Annotated in this window: 15 protein-coding genes and 2 pseudogenes; 14 read left to right on the forward strand and 3 right to left on the reverse strand. The window is 35.1% G+C overall.

From position 1 onward, the window contains the following. Window positions 1-87: 87 nt before the first annotated feature. From BN1066_RS14010 to BN1066_RS20470, 4 genes are all read left to right on the forward strand, one after another. Window positions 88-999 (forward strand): T7SS effector LXG polymorphic toxin, encoded by a 912-nt coding sequence (locus tag BN1066_RS14010; protein WP_077320081.1) that lies wholly within the window; start codon window positions 88-90, stop codon window positions 997-999. Window positions 1,000-1,296: 297 nt separating this feature from the next. Then, window positions 1,297-1,683, forward strand: coding sequence for a hypothetical protein (locus tag BN1066_RS14015; RefSeq protein ID WP_245799794.1), 387 nt, complete (start codon window positions 1,297-1,299; stop codon window positions 1,681-1,683). 92 nt (window positions 1,684-1,775) lie between these two features. Further along, window positions 1,776-2,192, forward strand: a complete 417-nt coding sequence (locus BN1066_RS14020) for an immunity 70 family protein (RefSeq protein ID WP_077320082.1) — start codon at window positions 1,776-1,778, stop codon at window positions 2,190-2,192. Window positions 2,193-2,670: 478 nt separating this feature from the next. Continuing rightward, the gene (locus BN1066_RS20470) at window positions 2,671-3,321 is read left to right on the forward strand and encodes a hypothetical protein (RefSeq protein ID WP_077320083.1); all 651 of its coding nucleotides are present in this window, start codon (window positions 2,671-2,673) and stop codon (window positions 3,319-3,321) included. 248 nt (window positions 3,322-3,569) lie between these two features. On the opposite strand, the pseudogene BN1066_RS20895 reads toward BN1066_RS20470, so the two are convergent. Next, window positions 3,570-3,741: pseudogene (locus BN1066_RS20895) on the reverse strand (site-specific integrase); the annotation flags it as partial. A gap of 59 nt (window positions 3,742-3,800) precedes the next feature. Here BN1066_RS20895 and BN1066_RS20325 point away from each other — a divergent pair. Next, window positions 3,801-3,983 (forward strand): hypothetical protein, encoded by a 183-nt coding sequence (locus tag BN1066_RS20325; RefSeq protein ID WP_077320084.1) that lies wholly within the window; start codon window positions 3,801-3,803, stop codon window positions 3,981-3,983. Between the two features lie 449 nt (window positions 3,984-4,432). Next, a complete protein-coding gene (locus BN1066_RS14035; protein ID WP_077320085.1) occupies window positions 4,433-4,765 on the forward strand; it encodes a hypothetical protein in 333 nt (110 codons plus the stop codon). Here the strand turns inward: BN1066_RS14035 and BN1066_RS14040 are convergent. Next, window positions 4,730-5,071 (reverse strand): annotated as a pseudogene (locus BN1066_RS14040) (transposase); the annotation flags it as partial. The gene BN1066_RS14035 and the pseudogene BN1066_RS14040 sit on opposite strands and share 36 nt — an antisense overlap. A gap of 550 nt (window positions 5,072-5,621) precedes the next feature. Here BN1066_RS14040 and BN1066_RS14045 point away from each other — a divergent pair. The 3 genes from BN1066_RS14045 (at window position 5,622) to BN1066_RS14055 (ending at window position 7,884) form a co-directional block, all read left to right on the forward strand. After that, on the forward strand, window positions 5,622-6,797 hold the full coding sequence (locus tag BN1066_RS14045) for a Ger(x)C family spore germination protein (RefSeq protein WP_077320087.1): 1,176 nt from the start codon (window positions 5,622-5,624) through the stop codon (window positions 6,795-6,797). A 195-nt stretch (window positions 6,798-6,992) separates the two neighbouring features. Then, the gene (locus BN1066_RS14050; RefSeq protein WP_179104404.1) at window positions 6,993-7,232 is read left to right on the forward strand and encodes a YppG family protein; all 240 of its coding nucleotides are present in this window, start codon (window positions 6,993-6,995) and stop codon (window positions 7,230-7,232) included. A 214-nt stretch (window positions 7,233-7,446) separates the two neighbouring features. Continuing rightward, window positions 7,447-7,884, forward strand: a complete 438-nt coding sequence (locus BN1066_RS14055) for a CBS domain-containing protein (protein ID WP_077320089.1) — start codon at window positions 7,447-7,449, stop codon at window positions 7,882-7,884. Between the two features lie 493 nt (window positions 7,885-8,377). Here BN1066_RS14055 and trhA read toward each other — a convergent pair whose 3' ends face one another. Next, the gene (gene trhA / locus BN1066_RS14060) at window positions 8,378-9,025 is read right to left on the reverse strand and encodes a PAQR family membrane homeostasis protein TrhA (RefSeq protein ID WP_077320090.1); all 648 of its coding nucleotides are present in this window, start codon (window positions 9,023-9,025) and stop codon (window positions 8,378-8,380) included. 147 nt (window positions 9,026-9,172) lie between these two features. On the opposite strand from trhA, the gene BN1066_RS14065 reads away from it, so the two are divergent. The 5 genes from BN1066_RS14065 to BN1066_RS14085 all read left to right on the forward strand — a co-directional run bounded on the left by BN1066_RS14065 (window position 9,173) and on the right by BN1066_RS14085 (window position 13,300). Beyond that, a complete protein-coding gene (locus BN1066_RS14065) occupies window positions 9,173-9,751 on the forward strand; it encodes a DUF1836 domain-containing protein (protein ID WP_077320091.1) in 579 nt (192 codons plus the stop codon). 513 nt (window positions 9,752-10,264) lie between these two features. After that, window positions 10,265-11,236, forward strand: a complete 972-nt coding sequence (locus tag BN1066_RS14070; RefSeq protein WP_077320092.1) for an MsnO8 family LLM class oxidoreductase — start codon at window positions 10,265-10,267, stop codon at window positions 11,234-11,236. Window positions 11,237-11,264: 28 nt separating this feature from the next. Further along, window positions 11,265-11,873, forward strand: a complete 609-nt coding sequence (locus tag BN1066_RS14075) for a DedA family protein (protein ID WP_077320093.1) — start codon at window positions 11,265-11,267, stop codon at window positions 11,871-11,873. 424 nt (window positions 11,874-12,297) lie between these two features. After that, the gene (locus tag BN1066_RS14080; protein ID WP_077320094.1) at window positions 12,298-12,654 is read left to right on the forward strand and encodes a lmo0954 family membrane protein; all 357 of its coding nucleotides are present in this window, start codon (window positions 12,298-12,300) and stop codon (window positions 12,652-12,654) included. A gap of 13 nt (window positions 12,655-12,667) precedes the next feature. Beyond that, window positions 12,668-13,300 (forward strand): PspA/IM30 family protein, encoded by a 633-nt coding sequence (locus BN1066_RS14085; protein ID WP_077320095.1) that lies wholly within the window; start codon window positions 12,668-12,670, stop codon window positions 13,298-13,300. The last annotated feature ends 589 nt before the right edge of the window (window positions 13,301-13,889 follow it).

The raw sequence follows: 13,889 nt of genomic DNA on the forward strand, positions 1-13,889 counted from the left end.
AAGGGGAATTAAGTTTCAACTAAGATGAGAGAAGATGTCAATCAAGGCGCTTTATGTAGGGGAATGTCATAGCTTTATCGACAAAACATTAGCGCAACTAGAAAAATACATACACAAATTAAAAACATCCAGAAAAGCATAGAAGGCATTACCGCCTTAGAGGAAGCTTTTAAAGGGAAGACAGCCAATTCTATTCGAACATTTTACAAAAAGGGACACCAGCCGTTTCTGTTGTTCCTAGAGGGATTCATCGCAAATTACTTGGATACGTTACGAGAGATAAAAAAGTCTATTAATGAACTGAAACCGGACAGCAATGGAGTTATTCGAGAGGACTTTCTTGCCGATGGTGTTCAAGGAGGACTTAAACGGGCGGAACATATGGCAATGATGTTAACCGATGAAGTAAATGTTGTTCTTCGATCGGTCAGGGATATTATTGATGTTAGGGATTTAGATGATGGAGAGTTCCTGGACAAAGTACAACACGCAAAGAAAATGACACACAAGACTATTGAAAAGCTTTATCTATTTGATCGGCACAATACAGCTAAGCTAGAGCCCGTGGAGCAAGATATCCATACCATGAAAAACTATGAAAGTCGAATTAGGGAGCTTGGAAATAGTGGTCAAATAAATAATGCAACGTACCAAGCAAGAAAGATAGTTGATCAAAAGATTCATCAGCAGCTGATGCAATGTCTCATGAAAAAGGCTGGAAAAAATGCCATAGACTTAGAAGTAATTATGGGAGAGCTCGGCAAACGTTTATTTTCGAAGTTTATCCCACTAGCAGCGATTCCGATTAACTATTTGCAGAAACATTTTGGACTGAAAACAATGGATTTCAGCTATCGGGCTATGCATGCCACCCTAGCAGCAACGGGGGATAGTTTAACTGCAAGTGAGTTTTCAACCATCGAGCATCTCGTTATTTCAAAAGAAAAGGTTTCGGATTACAAGGGCGTAACGGCAAGGAGTCTATTACACTTTAGCTGATGGAGAATTGTAAGGAAGTTTAAATCAGAAACAGGTATAAACTATGAACTAGTTCGTACGATTCCAGCTGATCGACACAAGCCAAAGGAGCCGGAAAAAAGCTGGTTAGAAAAGACTACTGATGGGATTGTTAAAGCAGGTTTACATGTAGGTTTAGCAGGATATAAGACTGGAAAAGCTGGCTTAAAAGTTTCCAAAAAGGCCTTAGACTTTGTTATTTTAGATGATGTGAATACTGTTCTTGATTCAGAAGCCTCTGTAGGTGAAAGAATATGGGCGGGAGCTTCTATTATTCCAGTGGGAAAAGTTTTCAAGCTAGCTAAAGCTGGCGAAGGTGCGTTTAAATTTGCGAATAAAGGTAAACATACAGCGAAAAGAGCAAGGGATATTGATGGAAAAAGGCCTAGTTGGAGACAATCTGAAAAAGATGTGGGTACAAACTATCCAGATTATGAAGAACAAAAAGCTTTTAAGAAAGGGAAAGAAGTTCCATACGGCACCTCAGGAAGTTCACGACCAGACTTTTATTCGACTAAAAAGAGCATTGAAGTAAAGAATTATAATGTAACCTCATCTAGTGGCAGAAGTAGATTAATAAATAATGTCGTTAAACAGGTAAATAAAAGAATCGATGATTTACCGAGGGGTACAACACAAACAGTTACTATTGATGTCAGAGGATAACATGTTTCAAATGATGTTCTTCGAAAAATTAGAGACTCGATTAGGGAAAAATCAGGTGAAAATATTAAGGTTCAATTTATGAGGTGATTTAAATGGCAGTTGGTTTTAGAATAGATTTCTTGTGGTATCAGATTGGACATGGCGACTTTTTGCATTCATTTTTTTCAACAATTAGCTTTCATTTAGAGCCAGAGGGTTGGGGAACTAAGTATCCATATCTTCTAAAGAAATTATATCAAGGTAAACTAAGTTGGAAGGATGCACCAAAAGCTTTGGAAGAACTTAATTCTATCCAAAAACAATTAAAGCATTACGGCCCTGATAAAGTAATATGGGATATTGAAGATTTATCTAAAAAGCCTCCATGGAAAGATAATATTAGTTCTGAAATAACTGATTTATCGAATTACTTTGTTACAAGCGATGGCAGAGATTTAATCGAGGTTCTGAAAAGAGCATTACAGGATTCAATAAACGAAAAGATTGATTTAGAAATTGCAAGCCTATAGACAAGATGGCGTATACGATGTTTTTAATAAAAAATTAACTATGATTGCCTACTCCGGGTAGGCTTTTTTCTATGGGGAACACAGTGCTAGTTTACAAAAAATATTATTATTAATAAGATATGAGTAATAACGGTAAAAAACAACGGAGGGAAATTATGGGGTTATTCTCGGATTTCAAAAAAGAGTTATCTGGAATAAAACAGCAGTTTAAAGAGGGTACTATTAAAGCTAAAGAAGATTTTAAAAAAACTAAGGTAGATTTTAAAAAAATGTAGAAGAGACTAAGGCAGATTCTAAAAAAGGTTTAGTAGAAACTAATACGGATTTTAAAGACAATACCAAAAAAAATAAAAAGTATTTAAATGAAGAGTCAGAAAAAATAAAAAGAGATCACAAAGAAGGTTCGAAAAAAATCATTGAAGACTTCCGAAAAGAAAAAAAGCAGGCTGACGAGAAGTTTGCTATAAGCAAGAAACAAATGAAAGAGGATTATAGAAAAAGTAATGCAGAAGCCAGAGAACAAACTGATAAAAAATATGAAGAAAAAAAGCAGCGGATTTATAAGGAATACGAAGAAAAAAAGAAACTGATAGAATTGGTAGCAAGAAGCCAAAAGGTGAAACTGCAAATACTTAACGGTGCGAACGACTTGGGTTATTCGGGTCGCCGTTATGAGATGCTTCAATTCAATGCAGGGGAAGTCCAATTTATAGTAAATGGCAAGCTCCAGGATGAGGTATTTACTTTCATAAAATTTGAAAGAACTGAAAACATCAAGAAGAGTGCTTTAGATGTAGCCGGCTGGACTTTTGCAGGAAGCATGTTGTGGGGAAAAACTGGAGCATTAGCAGCAGGGCTTGGGGATCAAGCAGGAAAGGACAAATCAACTGCGGCATTATTCCTGCTTAATAAAGAAACCCAAAAGAAAATAATGCTTATCATAAAATGCGATAGTAAAACACTTGAGAAATTATCTCGTTTTACTTTTACACAAGAAGAATTTGAGCAAACGCAAACTAGTTCTGCAGATAAATATGTGCAGCTTGAAAAAATAGCAAAATTAAAAGAGCAAGGTGTGTTAACTGAGGTTGAGTTCCAACGAGAGAAAGAGAGAATACTAAGTGAATAAACTAGAGAAGGTTGTTATGCCTTCTCTTTTTTTGTGGTAACAAACCAGTAAAAGTACTTGTTTATTTTCTTTAAACACAATAGAAACAATGTTTAACCATCAACAATTATGAGCATTAATGAAATATAACTTTAACCAACTAAGTGACTCCCACCGTCTCCATCAAATGTTTATAAACATTGATGCGACAGGGATTTAAAAAGCTTGGCAAGAATCTTGGTAAGAAATTATTTTTGCCTAATGCAAAACTAAGCATTTTTAAACTCAATAATTTTTTGCTGGCTTGAAGTCGTCTTCCACTTGAAGGACGTCTTCTTTTTCTGTGCTTGTGGATATAAATGGCTATATATTTAGGGTAGTTGAGATATCACTGTGTCCTAACCTTTGTGCAATTAGGGATGGAATAGTATTTTTATTAATATTTTTAACTTAAAGAGCATCTCAAACGAGGTGCTTTTTTCATGCCCATAAACAGGAGGTTGAATATAAGTGAGCAAAGACCTTGGTACACCAATAAGGATTTATTTGAACAAATTAACTCCATGCGTGGTGACTTTAGAGGTTTAAGCAATGAAATGCAGGAAACACGGAAAATTATAAAAAACAGTAAAGGGGATATGAAAACTAATTCATTAGCGGATTACTTGAAAGCATTGATGTAGATTCAAGCTTTAGTAACCGTAAAAAACTAGCAGCTAAGCACGGTATAAAGAATTATCGTGGTACTGCTGCACAAAATTCACGGTTGCTTAATAAATTGAGATAATAAAATAAGCCCCTTGTTGGTTGAGGGGCTTCCAAGGTGGGATTTGGAAGTTATAAGCTTCCTGTATTTTTAGTTTGTCCATGATTTTAGAAACTAAAACTTACTTGAAATCAGAACAATATAGTGATGGAAAGTACGAGGAGTATACAGGGAGTTATGCAAAGCGGGTATTATTATGAAAAATCTTTAAAGCAGTCGATGCTTAGTTCAACATTTTAAGATGGCTGTACCATAACAACATTTGTTATAATAATACAGATGGGATTAAGACTATTCCTTAAATAAAAAAAGCTAAGGTGTTTGAATCAAAAGCAAAATAAAAGTTAGTAAGGTAGGTCACTGATAATGAAGAAAAACACAATGGTTGCATTAATTTTAATTTGCAGTAGCTTGTCACTTATATTTATAGCTTGGATATTTGTTATTGGAGACCATGGTTCAACAGATGAATTCAATGCTAAAAATTGGCCAAAAACAAAAGAAAAAGCTATACAAACTACTGTTGATTACTTTAAAAAAGAAAAGAATCTTGAGGTTACAGTAGACGAAGTAAGTTCTTCAGGAGAATATGCCTCACATGAAATATATTTAAAAGGACATGTCACCAATAATAAACAAGAAAAGTTTTCTGTTACATTGGATTCATCCAAAAATTTTAAAGTTATATCCATAAACTGAATATTTAAGAAGTGTAAATAATACGTCTTCTACATATAGTATGGCGTGTAAAATAAGGTGAGTTGCCACTTTCAAGAACTTATTTATACAAGCTATCACCGCAACCTTATGAGGTTTCCTCTGAGGTTGTTTTTTCAATTTGTCAAAATAATCAACGATAGGTTTTTTCCTTTTTTTCGTAATAATCATGGAAAAAATCATAAAATATTTTTTTCGCAGTTTCTTATTTCCACGTTTATTGATACGATCTTTATATCGTTTATTTCCTGATTGATAACGCATAATATCGATTCCAACGTATCTATTAAGTTGTTTAGATTTTTAAGGGTCGTAAATCTCCTATTTACATAGCTATTCATCTAACAAAACGAACATGTTATTAGCTAAAGAAAAAAGGCATAAGCATAGGAAATTTGCTTATGCCTTTTTTTTGCTCTTTTTTACTACGCCTAAGCTTCGTTTCAACTTATTTTATTTTTTTAAATGATGGCTGTCGGCAATTATCTTGCTTGGCTTCTCGATTGTTGATCTATAATAACTAAGAAATTACTTTTTATACTATAGGAAAGTATAAAATTTTAGGGTTTATAGTATTAGAAAAACTACAGCTTTCGCTAAAGGCCTTGGTGAAAAGCCCAGTTTTTCTAATTTAAAGAGGCTAGCATTTTCCTTCTTTCGTTTCTAATATTTAGGGAACTGATGGAAAAACTCATGTTTTTCAGTTTGTTTTTTTAAATTTTACCTGTAAAAAGTTTGTCTTTATGCTAGATGTTGTACGTATAAAAACGAGTAAGATAGGGAAAAAGAAGAAAGAAAAAGTTGTATACAAAAGAAGTTTATTGAAGGATGAACATAATTGAAAAATAATTTAAAAAGAGCATTTATTTGTATTTTCTTTCTTCTATTTTTAACTGCTTGTTGGGACAGGGTAGAAATTGAAAAAAGAGGATTTGTTGTTGGTTCAGCAGTAGACCTTGTAGACAAAAAAACAGATGGTACTTATGAACTTGAAGTTACGAATCAATTCGTCATACCAACTGGATTGGAAAATCCAAGTCAAGGTGGGGGAGGAGAACCAACAGCTTATAAAAATGTAACAGTAAGAGGAGAAAGCATTTTTGAAATTATCCGAGAAATGGCCATTTTATCTAGTGAGACTCCCTTCTTTCAACATATGAAAGTCGTTATCGTCTCAGAGGAAATTGTCAGAGAGCCCCAACTTTTTTCAAAAATTATAGATGTTTATATAAGAGATCATGAGATGCGTAGAGGAATGAAAGTAGCTATTGCAAAGAACGATAAAGCAAAGGATGTTTTGGAGGTTATGCCTGTAGATGAAAAAGTTCCTGCTCTCTTTATTGATTCCCTTATGGAAAGTAATTATAAAAACGCTAGTTCTTTAAAACATATACATGTTGGACAGCTGCAAGAATTAATGCTGAACGATCGGAGCTATACTGTACCGGAAGTTGAAATTGTAAGCTCTAAAAAATTAAAATATAAGGATGCCGCTGTCATCCACGCTCTGGATGATAAAATGGTCGCTTCATTATCAGATGATGAAACTGCTGGGCTAAGTTTTCTAACGGAACCACAACAAATTGCCCCAATTAATGTGAACATTGATGGGCATACTGTTGTTGTTGAACTATTTGATGGGAATCCTGATATTAAAGTTTTAAAAGCTGATAAAAACAATATAGAAGTAGAAATTTCGATAAGTGTGGAAGGAAATATAGCAGAGGAGCATGGCTTTTCAGATATTTTAACGGCTTCTTTTTTTAAAAAAGTAGAGAAGGCCACAGAAGAGCGGGTGAAAGAGCTTACGGAAAAGACGATCGAAGTAGCTCAAAAGGATTTAAAAGTAGACTTTATTGGCATTGGAGATGTCTTGTTTGAACGCCATTATAAAGTTTGGAAGGAAATAAAAGATAATTGGGATGTAGGAACGAATTATTTTTCTAAAAGTAAAATTAATGTAAAGGTAGACGCGACAATCCGGAAAACCGGAGCCTCGGATAGCGTGAGATAATAAATCATAAGACAGTAAAATATGAACCGCTTGAACTGTGCTATCCATGTAGGTTGATGGCTGTTAAATTCATTTATGGTTAGGAATGACAACCAACGGCTAATGGTTTTAATTAATAAATAAGAAAAACGTCTATTCACAGCATGTAATTACTTGCTCATAAACTGTAAGAAGCACGGAATGAGAGGTGATGAAATGTTTCCAAATAGACCTAGAAATCAGCAACCAAGACAAGGCTCCCGCCGTCCACCTACATGGATAGGGAGACCTCCACAAAATCCGCAACAGCAATCTTCTGTCACAGCTAATTTACTATCATCATTTCGAGATCAAGATGGTCAACTTGACTTTAATAAGATGACAGAAGTTGCTTCTCAAGTGGGAAGATTATATGGTCAAGTCAGCCCGCTAATTACGACTTTCTTTAAAAAATAGAATTTTTAACATTAACTCAATCACCTTCTATTATGGGGAAAGCATCCCTGGAAGGTGTTTTTTTGTGTGCAATAAAAATGGAGTTCAGTATAAAATTTTAGTGTTGATTGTACTTTTTTAAAGGATAAATTCCCAGCATACGACTTCGTTTTGTTACTTATTCATCATAAAAATAGTCAAATGACACATCCTAAAAAAAAGGAGGTTATTTTTAATGAATCAACAAATACGAAACTACATGACAAATGATGTGTATACAGTAAATGAGTCTCAATCTATTCAAGAGGCAGCTGCTTTGATGAGTGAGCATAATATCGGTGCTTTACCTGTAGTAGATAATAGTGAAAATATGGTTGGGATGATAACGGATCGCGATATAACGCTTCGATCCACTGCTCAAGGGGAAGCAGCACAAACTCCCGTATCCGAAGTGATGACTGCCCAGCAAATCGTGCACGGTACACCTGATATGGATATTCATCAAGCAGCAGAGCTAATGGCACAACAACAAATTCGCCGATTACCAATTGTTGAAAATGGGAAAATTGTCGGTATGGTAGCTTTAGGTGACTTAGCTGTAGATGATCAATTACAAAATGAAGCCGGAGAAGCATTATCAAATATTTCAAATCCTTCAAGTCCACAGCAATAAAGCAAAAACAAGAGTGGGGATACTTTTGTTACCCCTGCTCATTTTTGAATAGCTATTGGTCTTTTCTTAGACGTTAGAAACCGAGTTTCCAAAATGTTCTTTAAGCATACAGAATGGGGCTTTCACCTTTCATCCTGAGGTGTGATAACCTTACTTGAATAACAAAAGGACTTTGATATTAAACGAATCAAAGTCCTTTTTTCCACTATAGGAAAGTATAAAACTTTAGGCTTTATCCCGCATGTAAGGTGCCGTAAGACTCCTGCTTCAAGTCCTGAATTGATACAAAAGAGTCTAAGTGGCAAAAAACGGCACCTAAATGCCCGATTGGTTCAAGGGCCTTTAGGTCATACCCTTGTGGTACTAACATTCAGTAGGAGAGGGAAGCAAACTCCTTCTGAATGAAGTTTCACTTTATCGTATAAGAAAAACGATAGCTTTCGTCATAAAGACTTGGTGATAAGCCAAGTTTTTCTAAAATAAAAGAATCTGTCTACAATACATATGCGTAAACTGTAATAAAGTGAAATAAGCTTCCTGCCAAAATAAATAGATGAAATATCTCATGAAAACCCATATGTTTAAAATCGAGCGCTTTTGGCTTTAACCAATAGATAATTCCGCCAATCGTATAAATAACACCACCTATTACTAAAAATACCATTCCACCAGTATTAATTACCGGTGCAAGGGACGAACTAAAGAATACAACGATCCACCCCATACCAATGTATAGAGCTGTTGATAACCATCGTGGACAATGAAACCACACTAACTTAAATACAATCCCTAACACGGCTAATAAGCTTACAATGGCAAATAATGTCCAGCCAAGTGTTCCCTTTAAGCTAATGAGACAAAAAGGAGTGTATGTTCCTGCAATTAATACATAGATCATTGAATGGTCTATTCGTCTTAAAAATCCGATTACACGATCCCTAGCTATGACCATGTGATATGTTGCGGATGCAGAATAAAGTAAAGTCATACTAACACCGAAAATGATGACTGCAGCAATAGAAAGTGCAGAATCTGTAGTTGCAGTTGCTTTTATTACTAATGCGAGTAACCCGATAAATGATAATATGGCACCAAATAAATGAGTTAGCCCATTAATTGGTTCACGAATATATACGCCCATTCAATCAACACCTTTACAATGTTATGTAGTTTTGAAAACTATATAACAATAATATATGCATTTTGCTATGTAGTCAAGGTTTACTTCCATTTTTATCTCACGTATAATAAATTTATTGATTATAGACAAAAAGATTGAGGGTTGTATATGAAAAACGTAAATGAATATTTAAATAATCTGCAATTACATAGTCAGCTTCCAATAGAAGAAATTCCTAATTTGGATTTATATATGGATCAAGTTATACAACTGTTTGAAAGTAAATTTGGAATATTAAAGCGAGATGATGATGAAAAAGTTCTAACTAAAACGATGATTAATAATTATGCGAAAGGTAAATTGTTCTTTCCCATAAAAAATAAAAAATATACAAAAGATCATTTAATGCTTATTTCTATGATTTATCAATTAAAAGGCGCGCTGTCAATTAATGATGTAAAAACAACGCTGTACAAGCTAAACAAGATGATCGTGGAGGATAAATTTGATTTAGCAAAACTATATGAAAGCTATGTACAACTTGCCGATGATAGTATGAAGCAGCTAAGGTCAGAAATTAAACAATTAGTAGAAGATGTAGAACAACACATTGAAACATTGGATAGTAATAATACAGATTATTTGCAAGAATTTTTATTAGTTGCTTCCTTTGTTAATATGAGTAATTATTATCGAAGAGCTGCAGAAAAAATAGTTGATCAAATCGCTCAGAGAAATGACAAATAAGTGCGTGTACAAAAAGAGATAAAAAAGACTGAGGTCATAGGATCTCATGTGTCTTTGAAAAAGCATTCTACTTTTTCTTCGTGCGATGTGTCGCAGTCGAAGTATAATCTGTCCTTGAAAAGAAAAGCGACTTTTCTGCGTACGACGTGTCGCTGCAGCAGCTTTCCATCTTATTGCAACACCGATACTAGCACGCCTGTCGAGCCGAAGTTCGAGGTGGTGTAGTTTCGAGTAGCGCGCTTGTACAGGACGTACTGACTTCTAAAATGCCCACAAGACGTGGGCATTTTTAGTAAAAGATCTTTTAGCACTCGTATTGCTTCCCTAAGCCTCTCTTCACATGCAGGAAAAAATCTTTTCTTTTCCAAGGAACGCAGAAACAAGTCCGCAGTTCGATGTGTGATTTGTACATTCTTTTCGAATAACCTCTATCAACAATTGATTTTTGTTTCTAATTGACACAAATAGTGTATACACTAAAATAGAGGTTGTCTATGTTTAGGAGGGAAGCAGTTGAAGCTAAGTATTTTAGATCAAGTGCCAGTATTTAAAGGGGCTTCGGCTAAAGAAGCAATCAAGGCTTCATTAGATTTAGCTGAAATGGCTGATCAACTTGGTTTTGCACGTTATTGGGTTGCTGAACATCATGATATGAAAAGATTTGCCTGTCCTGCTCCCGACATTATTCTTGGCTTAATCGGGAGTCGAACAGAAAAAATTAAGATTGGCGCTGGTGCTGTTTTATTGCCTCACTATCGACCGTTTCATATCGCCGAAAGATATAATTTATTAGCAACGCTGTATCCAAGGAGAATCGATGTTGGGATAGGCAGAGCTCCAGGCGGATCAGCAGAAGCTACAATAGCTTTATCGGGAAATTTTTTAAAAAATGTACGAAACGTTTCTGCTGATATAGATGAATTGCTTGCATTTTTTAAACAAACATTTGCCAAGGATCATCTTTATGCAAAGATCGCTCCTACTCCTGTTCCTAATTCTCCGCCTGATCTTTGGCTATTAGGCACAAGTGAAAAAAGTGCTAAGTTAGCTGCAGAAAAAGATATGTCCTATGTGTTTGGGCATTTTATGACAGAGAAGGACGGTCCAGCGATTGTTAAACAGTATAGACAACAGGCAAAAGGAAAAGTCATCGTCGCAGTATCAGTGATATGTGCAGAAACTTATGAACAGGCAAAAAAACTTACGGAAATAGCTTTATTTGAAAATATAGAGTTGGAAGAAGCGGAGGAGCATTACTCCACAGCCACACAAAGAACTATGGAATCCAATGTTTCTAATAAAGATGGAGCGTTACCTGAAAAACTAAAAACTCCATTTATTTTTGGTAATCCATTACAAGTATATGAGCAGCTACAGGCGTTACAAGCAATATATCAAGCAGATGAAATCATGATTCTTACAAATATACCTGATTATGAGATTAGAAAAAATTCCTATCAATTAATCGCTCAAACATGTCTTTAATTTACTGTTCAGGTTGGGAGAGATATCAATGCAAAATTGGGTAACATCGATGATGGAAGAACTGGGTTATATTGGGGTGTTTCTAATGATGGCTTTAGAGAATGTATTCCCCCCCATCCCTTCAGAAATTGTTCTACCCTTTGGAGGTTTTCTAACGACCACTACGAATATAACAGTACTTGGTGTGATTGCTGCAGCAACGGTAGGATCTGTACTTGGTGCAATTATTTTGTTTGGGATTGGTTTACTTCTTGATGTAGAACAATTAGAAAAAATGATTGATCGTTATGGTCATATCTTGCGTATAAAAAAACAAGATATTAAAAGAGCGGATGCTTGGTTTGACAAGTATGGTTATTGGACGGTATTTATTTGTCGATTGGTTCCTTTAGTAAGAAGTTTGATCTCGATTCCAGCGGGGATGTCGAACATGAATTTTGCCATGTTCTTATTATTTACTGTTGCAGGTACCTTATTTTGGAACACAATACTTATTTTAATTGGCGTTCAACTTGGAGAATCATGGACTGATATTTTGAAATTCATGGATTTATATTCAACCGTCGTTTATATTGGTTTAGGAATAGGGATGGTACTTATTGTATATCTATTTATCAAACGAAGAAAGCAGCATTAATTTGCTGCTTTCAGCTTGTAGAGAAGGTTTTTCTATTCGCTTTTGTGAAAGCAACTTCATCCAGCTTACGTGTTTAAGCTGTAGTCAACTTCGATCTCTTTCCTACGATAATCCATTGGCTCCTGTCGTCATAGTTCCATTATCTCGCATCTAAGGCGCAATAGCTTACAATATGTAATGTAGTTTCTTTCTCTTAAATTTTATTGGCTCTCTTCCTTTATTGTCCGCAAATTTCCTTCTAATTAAAATATTATTCGATTTTTCATTACCTGAATTAGCAGTCTAAACGTTACTCATTTCTTTTTTGTCCCAAATATCAACTCCCTACATCTTAAGTACTAGAGTAAAATATGGCTACAGTTCATTACGGAAAAGTAGAATGAACTATATGATAGAAGTAAGCTAAAGGAAGGAGGAAACGCGATTGAAAAAGTTTCTACTATTTCTAGCAGGATTAACAGCTTTGATTGTATTATTAGCCAATTTAGGTCCAATGGTATTTTTTGTTGTTGGAATTTGGCTGCTTTACGTGATCTTTAAACAGTTTATGAAAAGTGATTCAACAGCTGGTAAGATTGGCTGGGTAATGTTAGGGCTTATTGTGCTAAGCTTCACTATTTCAAATGTGTTTGCCTTAATGGGTGTTGTGGCGTTGTTAGCACTGTACCTTATTTATAAAAACTGGAAAAAAACCGATAAGAACCCTGTTGTTCAGCATATTGACGATGATGACCCATTCACAAATTTTGAGCGCCAATGGGCAGAATTTAATAATCGATAAGGAGCGATCATATATGACCAATATATTTACCCGAATAAAAGAATCCATTGTAAGTGATCTTCACTATGCACTAGATCAAAAAGAACAAAAAAATCCAATCGCTGCATTAAATCATTATCTTAGGCAGAGTGAACAGGAAAAAGAAAAAGTACGTCAACTTGTAGAACGCCAATATAAACTAAAAGAAGAATTTTTTAAAGAATACCAGTTAGCAAAGAATTTAGCAGAAAAGCGGACGAAGCAAGCGGAAATTGCCGAGCAAGCAGGAGAAGAACAGCTACATGAATTTGCGCTTAGAGAACATCAGGAATATATAGCACGTGCAGAGCGCATGAAAGCTTCTTATGATGAAGCAGCTGAAGCACTAGAGGTATTAGAACAAAAATATGAAAATATGAAGCATAAGTTAAAGGACATGCATTTACGTAGAATGGAATTAATGGGACGTGAAAATGTAGCACGTGCCAATCATCAGATCAATCGTGTAATTGATGAATCATCAGATAAACCATTTTCTAAATTTACTGAAATGGAAAGATACATTGAGGGCCTGGAACATAGAGTAAATAATTCCTATTACCGCAGTACCTTTGATCATAAAATTGCTAAGCTGGAGAAAAAGATGGATGCAAAGGAACAGTTTTAAATAACATCATGTTTAAAGGAACAGCTAAATAAGGTTAGCAGCTTAAGAGAAGGCTGAAATAGTTCGATGCATAGCCTGTTTTTCCGGCGCTTCTTAGAAAAATAAAAACATGGTATACTATACAGGCGCAGTCATTTGCGCTTGTTTTTGTTTCTACTATAGGAAAGTTTAAATTAGGCTTTAAAGTATAAGAAAAACTACAGCTTTTGCTAAAGACTTGGCGATAAGCCAAGCCTTTCTAAAAATTTCAAGTGATCCGTATATGTAAAGATAAAAACGATAAGCAGTAAAACTGATTAGGCAGCGCAGCATGCAGTAAAAATCGACCAGACCTAAAACCTTGCACTTCTTTGTTTAACCACACCTTACAAGTGTTGATTTACCGATCAATTTTTATTTCATATCTAACTGGCAGTAAGACCTCCACCTAGAAGAGTAAGAGGAATCAAGAAGCCTAGACGGAGGAGACTTGCAATAAATGTCCGATTGGTTCAAGGGCCTTAGGTCATACCTTTAAGGTACTAACCATGAGTAGGGATGAAAGAAAACCCCCACTCATGAAAGTTTCACTTTATACATACTCGATTCA

It is taken from the genome of Virgibacillus proomii (assembly GCF_900162615.1).
Taxonomy (GTDB): domain Bacteria; phylum Bacillota; class Bacilli; order Bacillales; family Amphibacillaceae; genus Virgibacillus; species Virgibacillus proomii.

Coding starts and splice junctions, on each gene's coding strand:
- BN1066_RS14075 (WP_077320093.1), top strand. CDS start 11,265: ATGCAAAATTGGGTAACATCGATGATGGAAGAACTGGGTTATATTGGG.
- BN1066_RS14085 (WP_077320095.1), top strand. CDS start 12,668: ATGACCAATATATTTACCCGAATAAAAGAATCCATTGTAAGTGATCTT.
- BN1066_RS14055 (WP_077320089.1), top strand. CDS start 7,447: ATGAATCAACAAATACGAAACTACATGACAAATGATGTGTATACAGTA.
- BN1066_RS14020 (WP_077320082.1), top strand. CDS start 1,776: ATGGCAGTTGGTTTTAGAATAGATTTCTTGTGGTATCAGATTGGACAT.
- BN1066_RS14035 (WP_077320085.1), top strand. CDS start 4,433: ATGAAGAAAAACACAATGGTTGCATTAATTTTAATTTGCAGTAGCTTG.
- BN1066_RS20470 (WP_077320083.1), top strand. CDS start 2,671: ATGAAAGAGGATTATAGAAAAAGTAATGCAGAAGCCAGAGAACAAACT.
- BN1066_RS14065 (WP_077320091.1), top strand. CDS start 9,173: ATGAAAAACGTAAATGAATATTTAAATAATCTGCAATTACATAGTCAG.
- trhA (WP_077320090.1), bottom strand. CDS start 9,025: ATGGGCGTATATATTCGTGAACCAATTAATGGGCTAACTCATTTATTT.
- BN1066_RS14050 (WP_179104404.1), top strand. CDS start 6,993: ATGTTTCCAAATAGACCTAGAAATCAGCAACCAAGACAAGGCTCCCGC.